This window comes from Peribacillus sp. FSL R5-0717, assembly GCF_038002945.1.
GTDB lineage: Bacteria > Bacillota > Bacilli > Bacillales > DSM-1321 > Peribacillus > Peribacillus frigoritolerans.
The window spans coordinates 791,163-816,216 of record NZ_JBBOOF010000001.1; the positions used below are offsets into that span (position 1 = coordinate 791,163).

Genomic DNA, 25,054 nt, shown 5'->3' on the forward strand with positions numbered 1-25,054 from the left:
ATTAAGTTATATCCTTATTAGTTCCACCAAAACCATGAATTTTAAACAAAATCAATCAAAAAGAACCTACATAAAATCATATGGCGTGACATTCTCCATCCCGATCATCGGGTCAGCATGCATAAGAATATCAAGATAACTTGCCTCTTGATGCACCTCTCCCTTTTCAACCGGCATTTCTTCTTCACTCAAGATCTCCCGCAGCTTTTCACGCAAAGTCGTTTTCCGGCGCATCTCATCATTACGCTCGATCCCTAAACGGAATGCATCTTCTTCACCACATAGGATCAAGAAATTTTTACTGCGGGTAATCGCCGTATACAATAAATTACGGCGGAGCATCCGGTAATAACTTTTAACTACAGGTAAAATGACGATGGGGAATTCGCTTCCCTGCGACTTATGGATGGAGCAGCAATAGGCATGTGTGATCTGGTTCAAATCCTGCTTCGTGTAAGTCACTTCGATGCCTTCGAACGATATGATCACTTTATCGACAGAATCGGTATTTTCTTTAGCGAACAATATGGACACGATTTCCCCCATATCGCCATTAAAGACACCCTCTTCTGGCTGGTTCACCAGTTGAAGCACCTTATCTCCGGTTCTATATATCACATCGCCGAATTTTATTTCCCGCCGCTTTTCATTCACATTGCTATTGAACACTTCCTGAAGCATTTTATTCAGTGCATCAATTCCGGCAGGCCCTCTATACATGGGAGCCAGCACCTGTATATCTTTGGCCGTGAAGCCTTTCGTCCTGGCATTGGCAACCACTTTCTCGATCACTTGGGGGATTTGATTCGTTTGGCAGCGAATGAACGATCGATCTTCCTGCTGTTTCGTGACATCATCCGGAAGTCTTCCTTTTTTGATTTCATGGGCCAATTCAATGATCGATGACCCATCAGCTTGACGATATATATGTTCGAGACTGACAGTCGGTACACAATTCGATGCAAGCAAATCCTTTAAAACCTGCCCAGGTCCAACAGATGGCAGCTGATCTTCATCACCAACCAATATCACCTGGACATTTTCCGGCAGAGCTTTAAACAATTGATGGGCCAGCCACGTATCCACCATCGAAACCTCATCGATGATCACGATACGGCCATCCAGCTGATTATCCTCATCATGGGAAAAGCCTTCACTTCCGTTCCACCCCAGCAAACGGTGGATCGTGACTGCGGGGAGCCCCGTCGACTCGGCCATGCGTTTCGCTGCACGGCCAGTAGGAGCCGCAAGTACGAATGGAAAGGGATCGCTTCCTTCTTTTTTATAATCGTTAATGTCCATGGATACACCATGCAGCTCTGCATATAGCTCAACGATGCCTTTGATGACTGTCGTCTTACCGGTACCAGGTCCCCCAGTCAAGATTAACATCGGCGATTGCAGGGCTGTCTGGATCGCTTCCTTTTGGGCCGGGGCATAGGAAACATCCAGCCGCTCTTCCAGCTCCCCAAGTGCCAGCAAGAACTCCGATTCGGGGAACTGGTCCTCATACTCGGTTTGAGCAAGCAGCCGCTTGATGTTCATCACGATTCCCTTTTCCGAATAGAATAGCGAAGGCGGATAAATTCGTTGATCCTCGACAACGATTTTCCCCTCTTGCGTCAATTCGATTATTTCCGAGGAAATGTTGGTGAACTCAATGCGATCCCGTTTATTTTCCTCCAGCAGCCGTTTGACCGCTTCCAAGAGCTGCTCGGCTTCTATGTATATATTTCCGTCCTGGAGGCATTGGGATTCAAGCGTATACAAGCACGCAGCCTTGATTCGGTCGGGGTGGCTGCCGGAAATGCCCAGCTGATGCCCAAGCTCATCCGCCCGTCCAAACCCAATCCCTTCAATATCCTCTACGAGTTTATACGGATTACCCTGAACCATCGTGATCGTATCCTGCTTATACATTTGATAGATTTTCATCGACAGCTGCGGACCGAAGCCATATTGATTCAAGGCGATCATCACCTGCTCCAGACCTTGATGCTCGACTAATGTATCATAGAGGCCCTTTGCCTTTTCCCCTGATAGCTTCGGGATATCATCAAGCAGCGAAGGCTGAGCCAGAATTTTTGAAATGGCCTTATCCCCCAGTGTCTCAACAATGCTTTCGGCTGTTTTTTTCCCAATGCCCTTGAAAAGGTCACCTGATAAATAACTGACGATGCCTTCCTTGGATTGAGGCAGATCCTTGCGAAAATGCTCTACATGGAATTGAAGGCCAAAACGCGGATGTTCCTTCATAGCCCCATAAAAAATATAGATCTCATCCTCATGCATCCTTGGAAAATAACCTGTTACGACCGCTTCCTTCTCTTCATAATCCAGATTCGTTTCATGCACACGAATTCTCACAACCGAGTACATATTTTCTTCATTATGAAAGATCGTCACTAAATGACTGCCTTTCATGAACTTTTTCTCTTCTGAAAACAAATCCAACGAATCTTGCTGGCTCAACGCTTCTCCCCACCTTTCCATGCATATGCTTTTTATTTACTCAGCATTCATTTCTTCCAACAGTTTCTTACCGTGCGCAGCAAGCATATGGTCAGGCTGTGCTTCCAAAGCCTTATCAAAATAAACCATCGCGGCTTTCGCATCCTCACGATACCCTGCAAACGCAACACCTAAATTATAATAAGCATCCGCATGGCCCGGATCCTGTTCCACAACTTTATTCAGCTGATCGATCAATTCATCATACAATTCCGCATTAGCAAGACATAACGCATATTGGAATCTTGCATCAACATCCTCAGGGCTCAGCTCCACCGTTCTCTGCAGATAAGGCATCGCCAATTTCGGTTGATCCAATGCCATCAATGTCAATCCAAGCATGAAGTAAGCATCGCTGTTATCCAGTCCCAGACGGATGGCCTTTTCAAACATATCCTTCGCTTCGACCAGTTTAGAATCGGATTCATAATATAAGTTTCCTAATGAGTAGTACGCCGCTGCTGCATTTTCATCCAGCTCGATCGCCTTTTTGTAAAACTTGACCGCTTTATCCGTTTCACCCACGGCAGTCAATACATTCCCAAAGTTTATGTAAGCAACAGGCTCATTCGGGTTTTCCTCGATCGCCTCATTAAAAACTTTCGCCGCTTCTTCGTATTTCCCTTGCTGCATAAATTCAATACCTTGTTGATTCTTATCCATATCCATTCACACTCCATTTTTATATTAAAAAGTATAGCATAAGCCAGTGGTCGAATTCAGGCGGTCACCCGCAATCCAAAAGAAGTCCCCAACCGCAAACACAGCTGGGGACATGATTATTTTACCCTACGTAAGTCAGTTTTTCACCTTTTTTAAATACTTCATCAATCGTACCGCCGCCAAGGCACACTTCACCATCATAGAAGACGACTGCTTGTCCAGGTGTGATCGCACGGACTGGCTCGTCAAAGATGACTTCGACATCACCATTGTCCAAGACCTTCACCTTAACACCGCTATCGTCCTGACGGTACCTGAATTTTGCCGTGCATGTGAATTCATCGGCAGGCGCATGTTCCGCTACCCAGCTGACATTGACTGCACGAAGGGAATTGGAATACAGCACATCATTATCAAAGCCTTGACACACATACAATACATTGCGCTTCAAGTCTTTTCCCGCAACAAACCAAGGATCGCCGCTGCCGCCAATTCCCAGACCGTGACGCTGACCGATCGTGTAATACATCAATCCGTCATGCTTGCCCATAACTTTACCATCCATCGTGACCATATCGCCCGGCTGAGCTGGGAGGTAATTGCTTAAAAACTCTTTGAAATTGCGTTCACCGATAAAACAGATTCCTGTAGAATCTTTTTTCGTTGCCGTGGCAAGACCCGCTTCTTTCGCAATTTCACGGACTTCCTTCTTATCAATGTGTCCAAGCGGAAACATGACTTTTTCCAACTGTTCTTGAGTAAGCTGGTTCAAGAAGTACGTTTGATCTTTATTATTATCGACACCGCGCAGCATTTTGTATTCGCCATCCCGGTATTCAACCTGTGCGTAATGACCTGTAGCCACATAGTCGGCACCAAGGCTTACCGCATGTTCAAGAAAAGCCTTGAACTTAATTTCCTTATTGCACATTACATCCGGATTCGGGGTACGGCCCGCTTTATATTCATCCAGGAAATAAGTGAAAACTTTATCCCAATACTGCTTTTCAAAATTGACCGCATAATAAGGGATGCCGATTTGATTACAAACGGCAATTACATCATTGTAATCTTCGGTTGCCGTACAGACTCCGTTTTCATCTGTATCATCCCAGTTCTTCATGAAAATCCCGACCACATCATAGCCTTGATTCTTCAATAGCAGGGCTGACACAGAAGAATCCACGCCTCCTGACATACCCACGACGACGCGGGTGTCCTGTGGTGCTTTTCTCATTCTGTCACCTCATTTATTTTAAAGTAAGAATTATCTTCTCACTAATCTATTAACGATTTTAACGGTGGTTTCTGCCGCCTGCCTTACTTCCTCTTCCGTGTTGTTCAGACCGAAGCTGAAACGAATCGAATTCTTCGTCCGCTCCGAATCTTTCCCGAACATCGCCACAAGCACATGCGACGGATCGATTGACCCGGCAGTACAAGCGGATCCGCTCGATACAGCAACACCTGCCAAGTCCATATTTACGAGCATCGATTCCACATTCGTACCCGGAAAACTAACATTCAGCAAATGCGGCAGCGACTGTTCCATGGATCCGTTAATTTCATATTGTACATCCGCCTCATCAAAGACGGCAAGCAATACGTCTTTGAATCGCTTGTATTGCTCCTTTTTCTTTTCCATCGTGCTCTGTGCAATTGAAACAGCTTCTGAAAAACCGGCAATTGCCGGCACACTCTCCGTACCAGCACGGCGCTTGCGTTCTTGTTCCCCGCCATATAAATGCGGATTCAGCTTCAACCCTTCACGAATGTAAAGAAAGCCGATTCCCTTGGGACCGTTGATTTTATGCGCGGATACACTCAGCAAATCCACACCCAGCTCACGAACGTCTATAGAGATCAAACCATATGCCTGGACCGCATCCGTATGGAAAATGGCTTGATGACCCTTGAGCACCTGCCCTATTTCAGCAATCGGCTGGATCGTACCCACCTCATTATTGCCGAACATGACCGAAACCAAAATCGTGTCGTCCCTCAATGCCGCCTTCAAATCGGCAATTGAAATAAGCCCCGCCTCATTCACAGGTAAATATGTGACCTCAAAGCCAGACTTCTCAAGGTATTGGCAAGTATGCAAGACCGCATGATGCTCAATCTCCGTCGTAATGATGTGCTTCCCTTGTTCTTTATAAGCATTCGCAACACCAATGATCGCCGTATTATCAGCCTCGGTTCCGCCGCTCGTGAAAATGATTTCATTCCGCCCGGCACCGATGCTCGCTGCAACACTCGAACGCGCCTCATCCAAAACATGCCGCGCCTCCCGTCCGAAAGCATGAATGCTCGACGGATTTCCGAAATCATTGCTCATGACCCTCATCATCGTATCGATCACATTCGGATGCATCGGTGAAGTCGCAGCATGATCTAAATATATTCTGTCCACTTTTTTGTCGCCTCCATTAAAAAACGCAAGCGCCTACATAATAGGCGCATTGCTGATCAATTAAATATAGTACATATAAGAATCGATTTCACCCGTATCCTTGTAGCTCGCCAAATCCATAAGCGTCGTATTATCCAATACATCCTTCACGGCATCGCGAATCCTGATCCAAAGCTGACGCTTCACCGGCTCTTCATCCTCGATTCCCTCAACAGGCGTAATCGGCCCTTCCAATACACGAATGACATCACCTGAAGTAATCTCCTGAGGATCTTTGGACAGGACATACCCGCCATACGCACCGCGGACACTCTTCACCAACCCCGCATTGCGAAGCGGCGCAATCAACTGCTCCAAATAATGCTCCGACAAATTATGCGTCTGGGCAATCGATTTCAAACTCTTCGGGCCTTCTCCATAATGTTTAGCAAGCTCGATCATGATCGTCAAACCATAACGGCCTTTAGTAGATATCTTCATACATATACACCTCAAATTATTTATCCGTTTCTAAATTCTTTTGAAATTATAGCATATTCCCGCCGGAAATGCATTCCCCCGCCCTTCCTTTGTCAATTATCCTAATTGGAGAGGTAGGATAAGTAGAAATAAAGAATGTAATGTAAACCGTTCGAGGGGCATGATCGAATTATTCGCTCGTGAGGCTAAATCGATTGATAACCCTACAGCACATTAAATCCTCATAGAGACTGCCATAATAGGAAATCACCCTCTTTTTATGGCATAATCAGCGCATTTCCCCCATCAGTTGTGATACCTTATATAAAAAGGAGAGGTGCGCAATGAATATTAAACCGCTTGCTTTCCGGATGCGGCCTCGATCGATTGATGAGATCATCGGGCAGGAGCATCTGGTCGGTGAAGGAAAAATTATCGCAAGGATGGTCAAAGCCAAGCAGCTTTCTTCCATGATCCTGTATGGTCCCCCGGGAATTGGCAAGACATCGATCGCAAGTGCGATTGCCGGAAGCACGAAGTTTGCGTTCCGGACGCTGAACGCAGTGACCAATAATAAAAAGGATATGGAAATCGTGGCAGCCGAAGCTAAAATGTCCGGTAAAGTGATTTTGCTGCTTGATGAGGTTCATCGGCTCGATAAGGCGAAGCAGGATTTCCTATTGCCTTATCTTGAAAACGGGATGATCACCCTGATCGGTGCAACGACCAGCAATCCCTATCATGCCATCAATCCGGCCATCAGAAGCCGGTGCCAGATTTTCGAGCTCAAATCATTGGTAACCGATGATATAACCAAAGCGCTGGAAAGGGCACTTCATGATGAAGAGCGGGGACTTGGTGCATATAAAACCGAGGTCAGCTATGATGCCCTTACCCATTTCGCGACTGCTTCGAACGGAGATGTCCGCAGTGCCCTTAACGCACTTGAGCTCGCCGTCATTTCCACCGAACCCGATGAGTCCGGAACCATTCATATAGATCTGCAAATTGCCGAGGAATGCATGCAGAAAAAAAGCTTCTCGCATGACAAGGATGGAGATGCCCATTATGATGTCCTGTCCGCTTTCCAAAAATCAATTCGCGGCAGTGATGTGAATGCCGCCCTTCATTATTTGGGTCGCTTAGTCGAAGCCGGCGACCTTGTCAGCATCGCCCGCCGTTTGGTAGTCATCGCTTACGAAGACATAGCTCTTGCCAATCCCCAGGCTGGCCCCAGGGCCCTCGCTGCAGTCGAAGCCGCTGAGCGACTCGGTTTCCCTGAAGCCCGGATCCCACTTGCCAACTCGGTGATCGAGTTATGTCTATCACCTAAATCGAACACGGCCATTGTCGCAATCGATGCGGCCCTATCAGACATTCGCAGCGGCCATAGCGGCGATGTACCAGATCATCTTAAGGATGCCCATTACAAAGGGGCCACCGAACTCGGCCGCGGCATCGACTACCTTTATCCGCATGACTACGAGAATGGCTGGGTGAAACAGCAATACTTACCGGACAAACTGCGCAGCAAAAAATATTACAAACCGAAAAAGAGCGGGAAATTTGAACAAGCACTTGCCTCGGTCTATGAAAATATCGAGAAAAAGAAATAACTCCGGATCACTTCAAATCCGGAGTTTTTTTATTGAAAACTTTCAACATGCCTCATGTTGACAAAACTGCCTCCCCATTGTTCATTCATCATTCCGCACTGATCATCCCACTAATCTAACGGACGCAAACTAAATTGAGCACGGACCAGTTTTTTGGTTTGTAAACAGAAAAGTGTACAGCCACATTCCATTTAAACTTATTTCTATTAAAATCCCTACTGCATGAATTTCCCAAAGAGATCCAGTTCAATATATTGACCATTATCCCGCAAAAAACCACCAGTAAACCATTGTGTTTTAATCATCCATAGGCAATATGTACAATTGTCAGCCAAACACTCCGACTAGGTCCTTTCTTAAGAAACCGCTTAAGCTAAATTCCCTTTGAATTGCCTTGCTTGGCCAATTTTCCTCGTATCTAGTAAATGGATTACAATCCTAGCGTCAATTATGAGTCTAGCGGCATGTCCTTTTACAAAAGAAGGCACAACAACTCTTTGGTTGCTGTACCTGTATGGTCAATCTTCGTCTTTATAGATACCCTTCGATGCTTTAATCATATTTTCCAGCCACATTTTCTTAAATACATTCACACGACGAGGAGTGCCATTTCCCTCACCCTCAGCTGAATTTTCATTTTCTTCTTCTGCAGCCTCGGAAAGGATTTCATTTGAATTGCCTTCATCTGAAGAACTTTCCGTTGAACTGCTTTCATCTGATGAACTTTCCGTTGAACTGCTTTCATCTGATGAACTCTCCGTTGAGCTGCTTTCATCTGATGAACTTTCCGTTGAATCACTCTCATACGATGAGCTTTCCGTTGAATCACTTTCGTACGAAGAACTTTCCATTGAATCACTTTCGTACGAGGAGCTTTCCGCTGTATATTCCATTTATTCTTTAACCTCCAAAATTTATTTATCCTCTAGGGATATCCGTACTGCATATATATGTTCCTACTTTCTAATAGGGACTTTGCTTATCACCCATTTTTAAGTAAATCTCCGTTCTAATTTAACTAGTTGTTAAATCTGATTAGCTTTCCGTTGAACTACTTTCATCATCTGATTGGCTTTCCGTTAACTCACCCTCGTCTGATGAGCTCACTCTCATACGATGAGCTTTCCGTTGAATCACTTTCGTATGATGAGCTTTCCGTTGAATCGCTCTCGTACGATGAGCTTTCCGTTGAATCGCTCTCGTACGATGAGCTTTCCGCTGAATCACTTTCGTATGATGAACTTTCAGTTGAATCACTTTCGTATGATGAGCTTTCCGCTGAATCACTTTCGTATGATGAACTTTCAGTTGAATCACTTTCGTATGATGAGCTTTCCGCTGAATCACTTTCGTATGATGAACTTTCAGTTGAAAATTCCATTTGTGCTTAGCCTCCAAGACTTATTTATTCTTTAAGGATATCCGTATTGCATATATATGCGCCTTCTTTCTTGGAGGGACTTTGCTCATCACCCATTTTGAAGGAGCACTCTCCATCCATTTTGACTGGTCCAATTCATTAGATTCATAGTTTTTCTCATTCCAAACAAAAAAAGTAACCTCGGACTCTTTTCCGAAGCTACTTTATTATTCCTTCATATTAGCTATGATGTCCTTTTAGCCAACCGATCACTGATATCCCACTAGACTCTCGAAGACCCTCGACACTTTCCTTAGAGATGATCTCGCCATCCTTAATCAGAATGAATTATCCATTGGCCCCTAACATCCCATAAATCTTCCCCGCTTCGAACATCAAGTCCAGTAAAGTTTGCTGTAAAATCATGATTACCCAAGTGCAAAATAAAAAAGATATGCAACTCTAATTATCGGGAATCTAAAAAAGAAATAAACACTAGGCCAAATTGCACAACTAATAACCAAAGAAGTGTAGATTTTCCGATCAGCCACTCCTTTAGCATTAAACTTTTAAATGAAGAATTGTTCTATTTGAGTTACACCAAAATATGCCAAATGTATTATAAAATAGCAAAATATACTATTCTTTTACTATGAAATTAAATATAATAGATGAAGTGGTTACAAAAAGAGGAAGGAAGTAAACTATGAGACATGAAAAAAAGAAGAAAAAGAAACGGACATGGCTGAAGGTAGTTGGGATAATTGTCCTACTTTTTATACTAGCTGGGGGAGCCTTTGCCTACTCCGTATGGAATTCACTGACAAAAACCGTTGATACGATGCATACACCAATAGACCGTACCACCGATAAACGAACGAAAGACCTTGCACTATCAGATCAGGAGCCTTTCTCGATGCTCATGCTTGGTGTCGATGAACGTGATGGCGACAAAGGCCGTTCAGATACTATGATTGTCTTAACAGTCAATCCACAAAAGAAATCGGTCAAAATGCTAAGCATTCCGCGTGATACACGGACCGAGATCGTCGGTCATGGGACACAGGATAAAATCAACCATGCATTTGCCTTCGGGGGCGCGAAAATGTCCATGGATACTGCAGAAAACTTCCTGGATATTCCAATCGACTATTATATGAAGATCAATATGGAAGGCTTTAAGGATATCGTTGACGCAGTCGGCGGCGTGACCGTTCAAAACGATTTGGACTTCACATCCGATGGCATTCATTTTGCAAAAGGTACGCATACTCTTAACGGGAAAGAAGCCCTTGCCTATTCAAGAATGAGACATGATGATCCTAGTGGTGATTTCGGCCGTCAATCCAGACAACGTGCCATCATCGAGGCTGTCATCAAGGAAGGCGCTAGCCTTTCATCCCTGACGAAATACGATGAAGTCTTCGCTGCACTCGGTAATAATATCCAGACGAATTTGACGTTTGATGACATGATGGACATCCAAAAGAACTACAGGGACGCTAGCAAAAGCATTACCCAATCGTCCATAAATGGAAACGGAACGAAAATCGACGGAATCTACTATTATATTGTGTCGGATGAAGAAAAAGAAAAGGTTCAATCCGAATTAAAAGAACAATTATCCATCAAATAAGAAAAAATGAAAGAGCTGTCCGGACCCGCATCCTGACAGCTTTTTCATTTTCCCCGTCCAATATTCTGACAAAAAACGAACACCAAATGTAGAGATTTGTTGGAATTTTTGTTGTTTATTAGGCATGAAAAGACGGTATAATCTAATATGAGCTGACAATTCCATCTTCCCCTTGCCCCTTTCATCACTTGACACAATTATTCTTTGGACCCGGAATTCCATCTACCGTCATTCATCAACTATAATAAATGATCCTAAACAAAAGGAGTGGATTTAAATGAAAATCAAAGCAGGCAGCTGGGCTATGCTAAGCAAACAGGACAAAATGTTTATTCTAAAAGCCATCAGTGACCGTTCAAGAATGAAATATGTTTCATGAGAAGTAAATCTATTCGGCAATACATGAGAGCAGCGCCTCTCCCTTTTCAATAAAACGAACTCGAGCCTGAAAAAGGAGAGGAATTTATTCAAACTGATAATCCCATAACAAACGCCATTCGCCTTTTTCTTTGACGACATAACAATTTTGTTCCAAAGTAAACACCCCAAAGCGAGAATTGAAGACCTGTGTAACCGGAATTTCATAGGCCGTTTTATGCTGCCTTCCATCCTTATTCAGCCTCCAGTTCTTCACTTTCTTTGGACGGCCTACATCATACTGAAAGGTTTCCACATCCATATGCTGTAAAAATACATGTGACCGATTTTGCACATAATCTGCCCGATTCGGAAACCGCTGCTTCATTTCAAAACTTAACAATTTCCAGGATTTCCCAAACTCCGCTTCACTTTCATACTCATAGAAATCTTCAACCACGCTTTTTGATCCGTTGGGAAAAAGAAAAATGATACAGGCTCCTACAGCTAAAACCACGAGAATAGCCGTCAATACTCCTATTGGAATCTTACTGAGTCTCCTCACCCTCATCACCCTCACAGGTTATCATTCATTTATATATATATGGGAAAACGATAAAAAAGAAGCATGTTATTAAACATGCTTCTTAAGTATATGTATCAAAAATGATTTCTTAGATTCATTGACGCCTCCTCCATCGATAAAAGAAAAGAAGATGACCTTCGCCCATGAAACGAGCAAAATGTTGAATATGTTTCTACGGATTATATACTATCAGGTTGTTCAATGATCCCGCTTAATTTCTCCTTAATCTCTTCCACAAGTTCATTTACAGTAACATCTTGTCCAGACTCACCCTTGGCAAAAGTGTCTTTTAAAATATCAAAAAAATCCATTAGAAATTTCCACTCCAATATATAATTGAGCCACCATTTCATACTGTTATCCTAATCCAATTTTCAAAAATAAGGAATATAGCTCACTTATTTGATAATCACATATCTAGTAGGGATTGGCAAGCGGAATATACTATATTATCAGAAAAGTAACTAAACATTAACATTCTCTTAATATTCAAGGAAAGGAATACTACTAGTCAATATGTGTGGATAAAAACAAAAAAAAGGACCGATTCCTCAGCCCCTTCGACGCTCCATATTATACTTGCCCCAAAAAATAAGTCATTAATGAAATCAAAACTAAAATAATAGTAATATAAGTCCCAATAAAAATTTTCTTGCTTCTCTGTTTCTTTTCATAAACTTCCTCAAACGTAATGAATTTATTTTTTGTCATCAAATAGTCTCCTTATATTTTGATGGCAGCTATCTGACATCGCCTTTTGCGAAGTCCCTTTGCTTGATCCCTATAATGTAATATCGGCACATAACCAAAAATCCTTAAGTATTATTAACTATTTTTTTATAGGCTATATTTCTCAAAATTATAGCACACTAAGACTAAAGCATTATGTATACTAACTAATTTCTATGATCATCCTGTTAAATCCTGCCTAGATTTCATTTTAATATTTAAATTTATTAAGCGCTTACTTTATTAAATTCATGATTATTTTTATCCAACCGCAAAATGCCAACCATAACGGAACACTAAATAAAGTTCCCCACATTATTCCCTTCAAAAAGGCAATAGGTACATCCATAATAAAAATCCCCCTCAATAAGGTTGCATTTTTATTATTATCGCCATGTTCTTTATTCTAGATACCTTTTACGTTAATGAAAACAAAAAAAGAAGACTGATTAACAGCCTCCCTAAGTATTTTTATTATCCCCTGATGTCTGCTTTGTTCTTTCCTTTTATGAACTCTCGCACTTCTTCAATGGATAATCCTAAATTTTTGGCCTCCAAAATTAGATGAACCCATTCTTTCATTTCATTGTTAACTTCCAAGACAAATCCCACCCATCTTGTGGTAACACAGCCGTCTTAGCATGTAGCCTTAGACCTGTAATTTTGCGTCCCTACTTTTCAATAGGTTTGCCTTTCTCAAGAATATTTCACATTATTAACCAAGATTAATAAATCTCTTGCATCCCTGTTTCCATGGTGCTACTTAAAACTATATTAATGTTAATTATACTTAAAAACGTAATAATAGCTCTTAATACTATTCGTTTTTTTATGTCATTTTTCAACATCTTTCATCAAAAAATGACATCACAACCGGAAAGCACTGGTATAATGCACTTCCTTTACAACACTTTTATTAAAAATAGATTTATATTAGATAAATAATCTCGAATTTGCTATTCTACAAAAATAATATTCCGAATTAAGTGGGGACTAAGTGATTCATCTTTAATCCCTAAGTAAAAAAGCCAGCATTACAAACCATAATTGGCAGTAACCTGACTTTAGCTCTAGTAAAATATTTACACGCTTGATTCCATTTGGATACCTAATAAATTGCTAAACATCCCTCTTTTTTCATTCGCTAACTGGTTATATTCACCGACCTGAATAATTTCTCCCTGATCCATGACCAGCACTTGATCGGCATTGCGAATCGTCAATAATCGGTGAGCTATGACCATGATGGTCATTTTTCCTTTTAATCTTTCAATAGCGGATTGAATCTTCGCTTCGTTCTCCGTATCCAATGCACTTGTCGCTTCATCCAAAACCAGGATGGCAGGTTTACGTAAGATTGCTCTGGCTAACACTAGAAGCTGCCTTTCTCCTCCTAACAGTCGGACACCCCCATCTCCGATGAGAGTATCTTTTTATTCCGAGTCTTTAATTTCTTATATTATAAAGTTCATTATAATTCTAATCCAACCGAAAAATGACAACCACAAAGGACAGCTCTAAAACGTTCCCCACAATAGTCCCACAACAAGAAATTCTAAAATAAAGATCGTCTCTTTTGTAGTCTTAGGACTCTTAGCTCCTTTGACTACCCATTTCGACAAAAGTAGAGCTCCCTGCATACTTCCTTATTCACCTACTTAACACAAAAATAGGACTGATTTCTCAGCCCTATTTGATAAACACACGTTATGATTTACCAAGAAAAAAAGTCAATAATGAAATCAAGATTAAAATAATAGTAACATAAGACCCAATAAAAATTTTCTTGCTTCTTTCTTTCTTTTCATAAGCTTCCTCGAACGTAATAAATTTGTTTTTTGTCATCAAATATTCTCCTTATATTTTGATGGCAGCTATCTGACAGCGCTTTCTGCGAAGTCCCTTTGTTTGATCTTCATATTAAAATATCGTCAAATTGGCAAAAATATAAACTGTATTATTCACTATTTTTATAATGGGCTAGTTCTTATAAATTAATATCTGTGCTTTACCATATAGTTTACTATAAATCATACAAAATACATTAATTCAAAATATTCCATTATACCCAAAAGTCTTTTATACCAAAGTTTTATTCATTGATGCTAAGCAATAATCCCTATCTGTTCCATAGAACTGTTTTTATGGCTGCAATTTGTTTATCCCCATATCCATTTACCGATAAGTAAATAAAAAGGATAGAAATTCACCTTTTGCCAAAAATAACAAAAGGGATATCAACGGGAGGCTTGTGTCGGATGTTCTTTTTACAGAATTTTTCCTAATTCCCTTCGGATTGTTAAGACACTTCTTCCTTGAATAACGCCATCCGGACGTGCAAAATAGACAAATTCAAAGGAACAAAGGGAAACCTTACCTTTTTCCGCAAATCTTACAGTTCAAGCGTACCTGCCACCATTGGTTTTTCCAAACAAACAGGAATTCCATATGAAATGGGGATTATTAAAAACCCTTATGCTGGTCGGTCATTTATTGAGCCCACACAAGAATTGCGCGACTTAGCTGTTCGACTGAAATTAAGCGCTGTGCAAGAAATTTTGGAAGGAAAAAGGCTGGTATTAGTCGATGATCGATTGTTAGGGGAACGACAAGTAAGCGCATTGTCTAATTGATACGGCAAGCAGGGCCAAGGAAGTCCATGTAAGAATTAGTTCACCTATGGTTAGAAACCCTTGTTTTTATGGTGTGGATATGCCAACTAAGGAAGAACTATTTGCCAACAAACACGAACACGAACGAGCAATGGGAAAGGTTATCTGGGCAGATTCATTAGCCTTTTTAAGCACCGAAGTGTTATTAGAGGCAGTAGATGTGAATCTTGGAGAAACTAGCAGTCGCTGAATTACCTGTTTTAGTGGTGCTTACCCAACTAATATTTAAAGTGATACAACTTATGTAGGATAAAGATGGCAGGCATCACACAACAACAACTATCTTTGTGTGATGCCTGTCATTTTTACTAGGAGCGGAATTGAAAATGGTGAAGGTTTTATGCCTTTTCACCCTAATCTAATTAGTCTTTCGGGTACTTGTTGCTTCATCTAGAGCAAGGATCGATGGTTTAAGTAAAATTGCCTGGGACTAGTACAAGACGCTGTCTTTCTCCTCCTGACAGTCGAACTCCTCGATCACCAATAAGTTTATCTTTTTATTACGAGTCTTTAATTTCTTAATTTATAAAATTCATTATTATTTTGATCCAACCGAAAAAAGACAACCACAACGGAAAGCTTAAAAACGTTCCCCACAATAGTCCCACAACAACATTGCTGGGTTCATACATAATAAAGCATCCCCTTTTTTTAGGATTGTTTTTCTGTTGTTAAATTTAATTACAATAAAAAATCAAGTTTCACAAATGAATGATCTTCACTTAATTAATAAAAATAATGCAGCTTCTTTCTATGTACTATATTATTATAATATCTCACAGAGAAAGCGCTTACAATAGTTCTATATACTGATAAGCCTTACTTTTACATTACTACTTATATGTTTTAGCACCGGAACATTCTAGTCAGGAAATAAATCTAATTATATCCGAATATGAAAACATTTCTAGCTGATAGCGTCCTCACCATTAAATCTAATTAATAAGATTTTCTTTCTTCTCGATATGTTTCCTTATTAATTGCAAACCTAAAATGGTTACATAGAAGCTTTTCGATTTTTCACAATTTGAACAGATTATAGCATCTTGGTGTATTTTATTTATCTTCATTTTCTTCCCCAAAAGTGACAAGTTAGCTTAAATTTAATTCAAACAGAATCACCTCTTTTATAGTTTATTTGTACTCTTGACTCATCTCCTCAGATTCTCAGCCCATTCATTTCGACAAAATGGTGAATTCACTGCATCCTTCTTAAAATAAAAATGAACTGATTTCTCAGTCCATTTCAATAAACACCCGTTATGATTGAACGAGAACTTTTTGTTCGTATCCGTTCGGATTATCTGTTTGCCATTTCCACGAGTCTTTACACATCTCGTTTAAATCCTTTTCTGCACGCCAGCCTAATACTTTTTCTGCCTTAGTAGGATTTGCATAACAAATTGCGATATCACCAGGGCGCCTATCTACAAATTGATAAGGTATTTCTTTTGAATTGACAGTGCTGAAAGCATTAATGAGATCCATAACACTATAGCCTGTACCTGTACCAAGATTAAATGTTTCTATCCCTTTATTTTTATCAAGGAACTCGAGTGCCTTCAAATGGCCTTTTACCAAATCTATCACGTGGATGAAATCCCTGACCCCCGTACCATCGTGGGTGTTATAGTCATTGCCGAAAACAGAAAGCTTTTCTCTCTTTCCAATTGCAACTTGTGTAATATACGGCATTAAGTTATTTGGTATTCCATTCGGATTTTCCCCAATCCTTCCGCTTTCATGAGCACCTATTGGGTTAAAATAGCGTAATAATGCTATCCTCCAAGTCGGATCTGAAATATGTAAGTCTCTTAAAATTTCTTCTATCATCAATTTTGTACGCCCATATGGATTAGTTGCAGACAATGGAAATGATTCATCAATTGGGACACTTTCCGGGTGACCGTACACCGTAGCCGATGAACTGAAGACAAGTTTTTTTACATCGTGCTTGGCCATTAGGTCACACAGATTAATAGTGCCTGTTATATTATTATGATAGTAATTTAATGGGATTTCAACTGATTCCCCAACCGCTTTAAGTCCTGCAAAGTGCATTACAGCTTCGAAATTATGTTTCTCAAAAATAGTGTTCAACTCATCACGATCTAATAAATCGCATTTATAAAAAGGGAAGTCCTTTCCCGTTAATTCCTTAACCCGATTTATTGATTCAAAATTACTATTTGACAAGTTATCCAGTATTACAATCTTATAGCCAGTTTTTAAAAGTTCTACAGCTGCGTGGCTTCCGATATAGCCAGCCCCTCCAGTTACTAGTATTGTCACGTTTATTTCCTCACTTCAATTATAGAATACCAAATCAAAAGTATTTCTTTTACCTTCCATTTGGTGTGCTTGCTTTTAATATGTAATCTTTTACTAAATAGATTCTAATTATATCCTAAATTCCTTATAATAGTATATTTTATTTGTAATAAAATATTATAGTATTTTGGTCCCAATGATCCTCTTATTTCAACCCACTTTGACTACTTTTGTTAGTAAAGGATTTAATAGTATTATAAAATAGTCATTCTTAAATATCAGTACTCTTATTTTCACATCATTAAAAAGTTGTCGATTAGATTTAACTATTTTGTAGTTGGATAACAGAACTTCGTTCCCAGTTTTTTAACCATATTGTTAATTAAATATAACATATTAAGCTTGGAAGCAGATAGTAAACTATCGATCCAATACGATGCTTAGTAGTGCCTAGAACATGAAAATTGGAAAACATTACTTTCTTAAATCCGTGCACATTAGTAATGTTGACAAGTGACTTCAATCTGGGCTAACTAATTACTGAATGTTTCTGCCCCACAAACTTATATAAATCGAATTAGACTGTATTTCCAGACCTCAATAAACTTTTCATATTTTCCGTTACTTAACAAGCTTGCCTACTCATATATAAAACATATTACTTTATCTTTCTCCGATGTTGGTTTAAAACCTTGATGAAAATACTACTATCATCTGATTTAAAAAACTTAACCCCAACTAATTTTAAAGGTGTCCATATTTCTCTCATTTGGTATAAAGGCATTAAAATTCATCCTTTCTTAACTACCCAATCAATAAAGTATATGCTTTTGATATTAGTCTTTACTTTTACTAGCTGTCGATTACAGTTAAGAATCTATATAATTGTAATTGTATGTTTTATCACCAGAATTATAAAAATTGATTTTTTATATCTATTCTTTATAATGTAAGATGTTGAAATAGCCCTCTCGTTAGAAATAAACTGATTAGCCATAACATCAGTACATAAACATCATTTGTTCTTTATAACGTACACTAAAGATAAATTTACTATTTTTTTATTATTATGTCAAGTATTTATATTGTCTGTACAAACCTATTAGTTCTATTCAAAGTTATAAAATATGGGATCAGAGAATTTCCAGTTGATAAAATAAAAGTTACATACTTGATTCCATTTGGATGCCTAGTAAATTGCTAAACATCCCTCTTTTTTCACTCGCTAGTTGGTTATATTCCCCGACTTGAATAATTTCTCCCTGATCCATTACCAATACTTGATCCGCATTGCGAATCGTCGATAACCGATGAGCAATGACTATAATGGTCATGGTTCCTTTTAATCTTTCGATGGCGGCTTGTATCTTCGCTTCATTTTCCGTATCTAATGCACTTGTTGCCTCATCCAAGACAAGGATAGCTGGTTTACGTAAAATGGCTCGAGCCAGTACAAGTCGCTGCCTTTCTCCTCCTGACAGTCGCACACCTCGGTCACCAATGAGTGTATCAAGACCTTGTGGAAGTCTACTGACAAAATCATCAGCTGCAGCGAACCCTAAAGACTCCCAAATGGATTCATCACTTGCATTCGGGTCAATAATCATCAAATTTTCGCGTATAGTTGCATTAAATAGAAAGGGATCCTGCGGTATATAACTAATCGATTTCCTTAGTGATAATAAGTGATCACTAGTAAGTAAGATATCATCTATCCTGACCTCACCCCGATCAGGTTGATTTAATCCCATTAATAGATCAATTAAAGTACTTTTTCCTGCCCCTGATCGGCCTACTATAGCCGTCATACGGTTAGATGGTATGTGTACATTTATATTTTTAAGGGCATAGGTACTTTCATTAGGATTATATCTAAAATAAACATGACGGCAATCTAGCCCTTTTTTTATTTCGATTGACTTTATATTTTTATAATCCGATTCATATAACTCTCTTGCTTCCCTACATTCATTTTGTAAATCTAACAATGCTTTAAAAGATGGAAGAGTAGATCCTAATTGTTCTAAATTAGATTGGATACTTGTAAACCTTGGCCATAACCTTGAAAAAATAACCATTATCAGCATTAATTGTGCTGGCTGGGCCGAGAACATTTTTATTGAAAAAAAGACAAAAATTGCAATTAAGACTGAAGATACAATTTTGAAGATCATTTGGGACGTCGTATTTAAAGTCGTTAACTTGATTCTGTTTTTTTCCATTTTTTCAGTTAAGGAATGAAACCAACTCAAATGAGAATCTTCTAATGAATTACTTTTGATATCCTTCATTCCATTAAGGTGATCCGTAATACCCGCTAAATATGTTTGTGTTAGTTGAAAAGTTTCTTTTCCTAAAGACTGAGACTTTTTGATGAATTTCCTGGAGAAGAAGATTAGGATCAATCCAAAAACTATGATAAAACTAGTCATTGTAACAGATAAATAAAGAGCTATACAGATTTGAATGAACGTAAAAATAAGAGAAGATAAAAACTGTAAGAATAAATTAATCCCCGCACTAACATTGAACGTTTCATTTGTCATGATGTTGATGATATCCGTTTTCCTCTTTTTCAGGTAAAATCCCCAATTTACTTGCAGCAAACTTCCATAGGCCTCATCTCTTAAATGTCTAATAAAACCTTGTTGGATTTTCACTCCTAAGATTGTTTGATTCCGCTTAAAGATGCTTTGTCCTACCATTAAAATTACGTAAACTCCCAGTATCAATATAAGGCTAATCGTTTCAGGAATTCCTATGAATAATTCATTAACCCAACTTAAAAAAGAAACTTCCTCTGTACTAATATCTAAAATACCGGTCAATCCAATCAACGGGATTAATAAGAAAATTCCTACACCCTCTAAAAAACCTATTAAAATCATACAAATAAGATTGATATATAGAATTTTCCCCGAATATTCATGTATCCGCTTGGTAAAATGCAAGAGATGCTTCAAAACCATATCCTCCTATCACAGAGCTTGTTTCTTAGTTATCCCGAATGTCTACAGAGCTTTTTGCAATATTGCTGAATTACGACATTTGAAGGAAAGGTATTGGGGCACATTGTAGGTTTATAAGAACTTCTACCTAAATGGATATAATTTAATACAAATGGGGTTGGTGATTCGAAGAAATAGGGATTATTACTTTATATACTCTCTTTTATAAACAACCGTTTCTGGAGGAAATCGTGTTAAACGTTCCCCCTGTTATATTAGGTATCGAGAACATTAACTAGATTCTTGTTCTTCCAGCTTTCCAACACTGTTCTCTTTAGCGAACTTAGAAACGACCGTGAATCTTTCCATCACTTCAGCACCGGTTATATAAAAAGGACCGCTGCGTAACCAAGCATGTGCAATGAGTTCTCCATTATCATCTTTAGCTGTACCTAAATAAAGAGTACTATCAATATTTCTTTTCTCTAGCATCTTCATTCCAGCCATTGCTTTTACAAGGCATTGGCTTTCCCAAAAAGTATAGCGACTCATAATATGAATAGCTCGCGATATGTTGGCTAAAACCTCTTTATCCGATGAATTGGAGGTGTATGAGGTCTCTTTCATTTGTTCACCTAGTGAAGGAGCAACTTTTGAAAATGGAATGCTCTTTAGATAACGGGCTCTTCCTAAATGTAAAAAGGCCTCAATAAGCAGCAGCTTGGTTTTAAAGTTCAATCGAAGAAAATTGCGAGCTTTCTTTGTGATATTCATTGTTTCCTCCTAGAGCTAGTCATTCATGATACTAGGAATTGATTCTATCTTCTATTTTAACTAGGCCTTGCTCCAACAATTGATTTATAAAGTCCGTGACTTGTTCCTTACACTCAGTTTGTTCTACATCATATTGAGACTGTAATGTTGTAACTAACTCCTGAATCGTAACGGGCTCCTTCATTAGATCCCATATCTCTCCACCCAATTTACCTAAATTATAATACTTTCCTTTTTGAACGCTTAACATCACTTTTTCTCCATCCATATCACTAACAATGTTTCCTGGACTTTGGCTATATAAAAGGTTCTTGGTAACTCTTTGGTTTTTAATCATGTGCTTTTTCCTCCATTTTTAGCATGTTTACTATTAACTCTGATAAGTCTAGTGCAGTGAAACGGTTTGTAGGTCGACGTAATTGATAAAAATCAATTTTTTTGATCATTTTGGCAGAGGTATTGAAATGCCAGTCCATTAATCCAGACTGTTGAATAAAGGAATTACGGTATGTATGATAGTACAACTTATAAAATCTTTGGAGATGTTCAATAGGTTTAACTTCTATTTCTACATTATCTCCCTTGACCAATTCAAATACACCAGCAAGTGGGAGTGGTTCGGTAACAAACTGATTTTGAACAGGAACAGCGAATTTATTTTCTCTAACAGTGAGTGATTGATAATTAGTTGAATCCATTTCAAAATGATTTAAGCTTTCCAACCATAATTTTTGTTGAGGATATGAAGGTGTTACAAAAGGTACATTTTCATTATTAAGTGTTACTGGTATGACATCATCACTTATGAGCTGATAGCCCCTTTTTAATAAGGCTGAAGCAAGAGTAGATTTCCCAGCACCAGAATCACCAACAATTGCATATGCCTTTCCATCTATGGCTACAGCACTTCCGTGTATAGGAAGAATCTTTCTTTGCATCAATATTGCTCCCATACAAGTACCAAGAATATAAAGTCGAATTTCATCATCATGAGCCCCATTAAATGGTGAAACGACTATCCTACTTCCGCTTTGTATCAAAAAAATGGCTGTTCCTGACACATGGAACATAATCCAATCCTTCCTAATGACAAAATCTTCATTAGGATCCGAATGCTCGTTCCATAATGAATAGAGGTCAGCTTTTTCAATAACAAGATCCGTAATATCATCCTCTATTTTAATATGAAGTAATTCCGGTAGAGGGATTTCACTTGAAACTGTTAAACCAAAGGCTTCATAAACAGTCTTTTTTTCAATACCAATCACATAAATACCCCCAAATATTAACGATTTCATCTAAGGAAGTAATCTCTCTTTATTAAAAACAAATGCTGCTCTTTTTTATTAAAATCCCTTTAATTAATTACTAAATGAATTTTCAAGACAGCCCCCTATTACCTCGATAAATAGGGGCACAGATCTTGTACTTTAAAATCTATTTACGTGCAGGAGAATTTAACTAAAAGTTATATCGTCTTTACCTGTGCCTGCCGGAAAAGCAGCATCCGTGAAATCACCATCTCTTCCAAGCATTGTTTTATTAACATCAAGAACTTCTAGCTCAGGCTTTTTCCATTCCTTTTTCATATGTATTCACCTCCTTTTAATTAAACTGTTTTAAAAAACGATACACGATTAAACTGCGCATTAAAAACTTATATTCAGGATCAGTAGCAAAGTCTGGCCTAGCTCCTTCTTTAATTTTTATTAGTGCTTTGTTTATTGCTTGACCATCTTGAAATTCTAGAGCTTTCTTATCTGTGCTAAGCTGCTCTATCTCTTCTATAAATCCACCCCATTTAGGAAGCATGCGGTGAACCCAATCAGCTCCTTGGACACCCCTGTAACGCTGGTTTAATCTGACTTTATCAGGTAAGTAATTTTCTGTGGCATTTCGAACTAGTGCACGATCGACACCATTTTGTACATATTGATTTTCTGGGAGAGATAAACAAAAACGAATGACACGTATATCATTGGTTGGATCTCTTTTCCACAACTTGTATCGTAAGGAGAGCTTTGTGGAAAGTGTACTCCCTGCATTCCACTGGAAGACATCCTCAAAATGCTTTTTTCTTTCATTAAAAATGTCAGAATTTGAATACCATCCTGTTTGATCAATTCCGTGTTCTTTGAATTTTTCATATACGCCCGTCTTTGCTGCAAAGCCAGGATTAATTAAGGAAGGAATTTTATATGGAACACCTTCTGGAAAGACACGATCAATAATTGGAAATCCGATCCTTGCAATTAATTTCACCTTACGTAATCTAGATCCACCAACATTTATCCTATATTGGTCTAACTCCTGATAAAGGCGAACCCATTTTAATCTTTTTAAAAGCAGAGAGTAATACTCTAGAGGAAACCCCCAGGAAATAGAAAAGTTCCCTCTATCACCATTAAGTAATACCCCTATGTCTTCTTCATTTGCCTTTTCAAACATTCCCTTCAACCAAAAGGAATTTTCAAAGAACTTGTATGGCATTTCCATGATGTCAAGAAAATCTTCAATTTCAGAATAGGAGTCTTTTCCCTTAAAGTCACAATAATGATCGGTAATACCACCAACATGATTTACTGTAGATTTAATGAAAGGCCGCTCATCTGCTAATAAGTATTTAGGTGTAAAGTCTTTAAAATCTTCCGGAGGAATATAACTATATGTATGTAGTTGATTATTTTCACTTTGTAGCTTCTTTACAGCAAAACCAACAACAGCTCCTGAATCTAAGCCTCCACTCAATTGTGCGCCAACTTTTCGATGTGTCCTTAATCGAGAGGTTACAGCCTCCTGAAAGACACTTTGAAATGCTTCGATATATTCTTCATTTGACCTTAGTTTTAGTCTTTTTCCCTGAGTTAAATAGGAATATCTTTTTAGAGTCAGCTTATTCTTCTCAATCGTCATGCTATGAGAGGGTGGTATTTGATTTATACTTTTATAAGGCGTTATTGTAGAATCTACCGCATCTATCATTCCGGATATCGCCAAATATTCAGACAACCACTGCTCGTTTAATTTTTTTTCAATAAATGGTAGTGACAAAAGAGGATTTATCGTTGTACAAAATGCAAATTTCTGATGACTTTGGTGATAATAAAGCGTCCTGTTGCCTGAGAAATCTCTTGCCCCAAACATCTTCTGTCTTTTTTCATCCCAAATCATAAAAGCAAAATCTCCTACTAAGAACTTAGGGGCATCTTCCTCCCATTTAAAGTATGAAAGTAGAATTAGTTCACTATCCGTCATGCCCTTTTGATGAATTGGTTTTACTTGCAACATCTGAAATAACTCTTCACGATTATCAATAATAGCATCCGCAGTGATTGTACATCGTCTTTCAAAATCGTAAAACGGGAGTTGTTCACCTACAGATTCAGGAGTAATCCATTGAGCGTGACAACCGAGAAAAACCTTTTCTGAATGCCATATTTGAATAGAATCCGCAGGGTACTTTTGTAATGCTGTCATTAAATTGCGGCATTGCTTGAGATCTACAGGCTCTTCATTTAATTGATAAATACCGGTTATAGCACTCATGTTTTCCCCCTGCTTATACTTCTAATATCTAGAGAGTGAAGTAATGTGAATAACTAAATAATTTTTTTAACTATACCTTTAACTCCTTTTTAATTTGTCTAGTAATAATGTTTTTATTAATTCCTAAATGGTTTTATTATATTTAAATATATGCATTAAATACTTGGGCAATATTGTGAATAGGTGTATGACATTAATTTGTAACCTCTTACTTTTTCGAGAACCATTTGTTCTTTATAACGAATTAGATAAGCTAAAAATACCATCTATTTATGCCTATGTCAATAACTCTCACTCCCATTTATACACAAAGAAAGACCTATTAATATCCTTATTTTCGCATTTCCTTTTCGTATCAATGCACCTCATTTGCTTTCTATAAGTTAAGATATTTCCTATGTATTTTCAAGTATTTTCTAACCGCCTATACTTTCCTTAGAAAATAATGTTTATCGGTTCAGTTTTAATTATCATGAGCGTTGCAAAAATAACCAATTTCAACCTGTGAAACTC

21 protein-coding genes, 2 pseudogenes and 1 riboswitch are annotated in these 25,054 nt (G+C 38.7%); of the genes and pseudogenes, 4 read left to right on the top strand and 19 right to left on the bottom strand.

All coding sequences use genetic code 11. The annotated features are described in order from the left end of the window. Positions 1–66: 66 nt before the first annotated feature. The 5 genes from recD2 to cymR all read right to left on the bottom strand — a co-directional run bounded on the left by recD2 (position 67) and on the right by cymR (position 6,067). Positions 67–2,472, bottom strand: a complete 2,406-nt coding sequence (gene recD2 / locus NYE65_RS03935) for an SF1B family DNA helicase RecD2 (protein WP_340859880.1) — start codon at positions 2,470–2,472, stop codon at positions 67–69. 36 nt (positions 2,473–2,508) lie between these two features. Then, positions 2,509–3,174, bottom strand: a complete 666-nt coding sequence (locus tag NYE65_RS03940) for a tetratricopeptide repeat protein (RefSeq protein ID WP_034311364.1) — start codon at positions 3,172–3,174, stop codon at positions 2,509–2,511. A gap of 121 nt (positions 3,175–3,295) precedes the next feature. Continuing rightward, positions 3,296–4,411, bottom strand: coding sequence for a tRNA 2-thiouridine(34) synthase MnmA (gene mnmA, locus NYE65_RS03945; RefSeq protein ID WP_034308651.1), 1,116 nt, complete (start codon positions 4,409–4,411; stop codon positions 3,296–3,298). Between the two features lie 30 nt (positions 4,412–4,441). Next, on the bottom strand, positions 4,442–5,587 hold the full coding sequence (locus NYE65_RS03950) for a cysteine desulfurase family protein (RefSeq protein WP_340859881.1): 1,146 nt from the start codon (positions 5,585–5,587) through the stop codon (positions 4,442–4,444). A 60-nt stretch (positions 5,588–5,647) separates the two neighbouring features. Further along, on the bottom strand, positions 5,648–6,067 hold the full coding sequence (gene cymR, locus NYE65_RS03955) for a cysteine metabolism transcriptional regulator CymR (protein ID WP_034308657.1): 420 nt from the start codon (positions 6,065–6,067) through the stop codon (positions 5,648–5,650). A gap of 323 nt (positions 6,068–6,390) precedes the next feature. Between cymR and NYE65_RS03960 the strand changes: the two genes are divergently transcribed. Beyond that, positions 6,391–7,662, top strand: coding sequence for a replication-associated recombination protein A (locus NYE65_RS03960; protein WP_072273258.1), 1,272 nt, complete (start codon positions 6,391–6,393; stop codon positions 7,660–7,662). A 518-nt stretch (positions 7,663–8,180) separates the two neighbouring features. Here NYE65_RS03960 and NYE65_RS03965 read toward each other — a convergent pair. Continuing rightward, complete coding sequence (locus tag NYE65_RS03965) at positions 8,181–8,555, bottom strand: hypothetical protein (protein ID WP_340859882.1); 375 nt, start codon at positions 8,553–8,555, stop codon at positions 8,181–8,183. A gap of 153 nt (positions 8,556–8,708) precedes the next feature. Here NYE65_RS03965 and NYE65_RS03970 point away from each other — a divergent pair, with 153 nt between their 5' ends. Both NYE65_RS03970 and tagU read left to right on the top strand, forming a co-directional pair. Beyond that, a complete protein-coding gene (locus tag NYE65_RS03970) occupies positions 8,709–9,053 on the top strand; it encodes a hypothetical protein (protein ID WP_340859883.1) in 345 nt (114 codons plus the stop codon). Between the two features lie 675 nt (positions 9,054–9,728). Continuing rightward, the gene (tagU, locus tag NYE65_RS03975) at positions 9,729–10,658 is read left to right on the top strand and encodes a polyisoprenyl-teichoic acid--peptidoglycan teichoic acid transferase TagU (RefSeq protein ID WP_340859884.1); all 930 of its coding nucleotides are present in this window, start codon (positions 9,729–9,731) and stop codon (positions 10,656–10,658) included. Positions 10,659–11,121: 463 nt separating this feature from the next. On the opposite strand, the gene NYE65_RS03980 is transcribed toward tagU, so the two are convergent. From NYE65_RS03980 to NYE65_RS04000, 5 genes and pseudogenes are all read right to left on the bottom strand, one after another. Then, entirely contained in the window at positions 11,122–11,580 is a 459-nt protein-coding gene (locus tag NYE65_RS03980) for a hypothetical protein (RefSeq protein ID WP_340859885.1), read from the bottom strand. A 200-nt stretch (positions 11,581–11,780) separates the two neighbouring features. Continuing rightward, positions 11,781–11,912 (bottom strand): hypothetical protein, encoded by a 132-nt coding sequence (locus NYE65_RS03985; protein ID WP_255294649.1) that lies wholly within the window; start codon positions 11,910–11,912, stop codon positions 11,781–11,783. A gap of 262 nt (positions 11,913–12,174) precedes the next feature. Further along, positions 12,175–12,312: a hypothetical protein gene (locus NYE65_RS03990; RefSeq protein WP_239858515.1), complete on the bottom strand. Its 138-nt coding sequence runs from the start codon at positions 12,310–12,312 to the stop codon at positions 12,175–12,177. A 492-nt stretch (positions 12,313–12,804) separates the two neighbouring features. Further along, on the bottom strand, positions 12,805–12,930 hold the full coding sequence (locus NYE65_RS03995; RefSeq protein ID WP_445670395.1) for an anti-repressor SinI family protein: 126 nt from the start codon (positions 12,928–12,930) through the stop codon (positions 12,805–12,807). Positions 12,931–12,948: 18 nt separating this feature from the next. After that, positions 12,949–13,032, bottom strand: a riboswitch (cyclic di-GMP riboswitch). 380 nt (positions 13,033–13,412) lie between these two features. Further along, positions 13,413–13,760: pseudogene (locus NYE65_RS04000) on the bottom strand (ATP-binding cassette domain-containing protein); the annotation flags it as partial. 885 nt (positions 13,761–14,645) lie between these two features. Here NYE65_RS04000 and NYE65_RS04005 point away from each other — a divergent pair. Next, positions 14,646–14,963 (top strand): hypothetical protein, encoded by a 318-nt coding sequence (locus tag NYE65_RS04005; RefSeq protein ID WP_340859886.1) that lies wholly within the window; start codon positions 14,646–14,648, stop codon positions 14,961–14,963. Between the two features lie 403 nt (positions 14,964–15,366). Here NYE65_RS04005 and NYE65_RS27175 read toward each other — a convergent pair. From NYE65_RS27175 to NYE65_RS04040, 8 genes and pseudogenes are all read right to left on the bottom strand, one after another. Next, positions 15,367–15,496: pseudogene (locus NYE65_RS27175) on the bottom strand (ATP-binding cassette domain-containing protein); the annotation flags it as partial. Between the two features lie 766 nt (positions 15,497–16,262). Then, on the bottom strand, positions 16,263–17,294 hold the full coding sequence (gene galE / locus NYE65_RS04010) for a UDP-glucose 4-epimerase GalE (protein WP_340859887.1): 1,032 nt from the start codon (positions 17,292–17,294) through the stop codon (positions 16,263–16,265). 1,142 nt (positions 17,295–18,436) lie between these two features. Continuing rightward, positions 18,437–20,236: an ABC transporter ATP-binding protein gene (locus NYE65_RS04015; RefSeq protein WP_340859888.1), complete on the bottom strand. Its 1,800-nt coding sequence runs from the start codon at positions 20,234–20,236 to the stop codon at positions 18,437–18,439. Between the two features lie 276 nt (positions 20,237–20,512). After that, a complete protein-coding gene (locus NYE65_RS04020; RefSeq protein ID WP_340859889.1) occupies positions 20,513–20,995 on the bottom strand; it encodes a lasso peptide biosynthesis B2 protein in 483 nt (160 codons plus the stop codon). Between the two features lie 31 nt (positions 20,996–21,026). Beyond that, entirely contained in the window at positions 21,027–21,332 is a 306-nt protein-coding gene (locus NYE65_RS04025) for a lasso peptide biosynthesis PqqD family chaperone (protein WP_340859890.1), read from the bottom strand. After that, positions 21,325–22,263: an HPr kinase/phosphorylase gene (locus tag NYE65_RS04030; protein ID WP_340859891.1), complete on the bottom strand. Its 939-nt coding sequence runs from the start codon at positions 22,261–22,263 to the stop codon at positions 21,325–21,327. Before NYE65_RS04030 ends, NYE65_RS04025 begins: the two co-directional genes overlap by 8 nt. Before the next feature lie 189 nt (positions 22,264–22,452). Further along, positions 22,453–22,584: a paeninodin family lasso peptide gene (locus NYE65_RS04035; protein WP_340859892.1), complete on the bottom strand. Its 132-nt coding sequence runs from the start codon at positions 22,582–22,584 to the stop codon at positions 22,453–22,455. Between the two features lie 16 nt (positions 22,585–22,600). Beyond that, a complete protein-coding gene (locus NYE65_RS04040; protein ID WP_340859893.1) occupies positions 22,601–24,541 on the bottom strand; it encodes a lasso peptide isopeptide bond-forming cyclase in 1,941 nt (646 codons plus the stop codon). Between the last annotated feature and the right edge of the window lie 513 nt (positions 24,542–25,054).

Bases quoted from the DNA above. Each gene is read 5' to 3' on its own strand.
- NYE65_RS03940 (WP_034311364.1), bottom strand. From the start codon at position 3,174: ATGGATAAGAATCAACAAGGTATTGAATTTATGCAGCAAGGGAAATAC.
- mnmA (WP_034308651.1), bottom strand. From the start codon at position 4,411: ATGAGAAAAGCACCACAGGACACCCGCGTCGTCGTGGGTATGTCAGGA.
- cymR (WP_034308657.1), bottom strand. From the start codon at position 6,067: ATGAAGATATCTACTAAAGGCCGTTATGGTTTGACGATCATGATCGAG.
- NYE65_RS03960 (WP_072273258.1), top strand. From the start codon at position 6,391: ATGAATATTAAACCGCTTGCTTTCCGGATGCGGCCTCGATCGATTGAT.
- NYE65_RS03965 (WP_340859882.1), bottom strand. From the start codon at position 8,555: ATGGAATATACAGCGGAAAGCTCCTCGTACGAAAGTGATTCAATGGAA.
- tagU (WP_340859884.1), top strand. From the start codon at position 9,729: ATGAGACATGAAAAAAAGAAGAAAAAGAAACGGACATGGCTGAAGGTA.
- NYE65_RS03985 (WP_255294649.1), bottom strand. From the start codon at position 11,912: ATGGATTTTTTTGATATTTTAAAAGACACTTTTGCCAAGGGTGAGTCT.
- NYE65_RS03990 (WP_239858515.1), bottom strand. From the start codon at position 12,312: ATGACAAAAAATAAATTCATTACGTTTGAGGAAGTTTATGAAAAGAAA.
- NYE65_RS04020 (WP_340859889.1), bottom strand. From the start codon at position 20,995: ATGAATATCACAAAGAAAGCTCGCAATTTTCTTCGATTGAACTTTAAA.
- NYE65_RS04025 (WP_340859890.1), bottom strand. From the start codon at position 21,332: ATGATTAAAAACCAAAGAGTTACCAAGAACCTTTTATATAGCCAAAGT.
- NYE65_RS04035 (WP_340859892.1), bottom strand. From the start codon at position 22,584: ATGAAAAAGGAATGGAAAAAGCCTGAGCTAGAAGTTCTTGATGTTAAT.
- NYE65_RS04040 (WP_340859893.1), bottom strand. From the start codon at position 24,541: ATGAGTGCTATAACCGGTATTTATCAATTAAATGAAGAGCCTGTAGAT.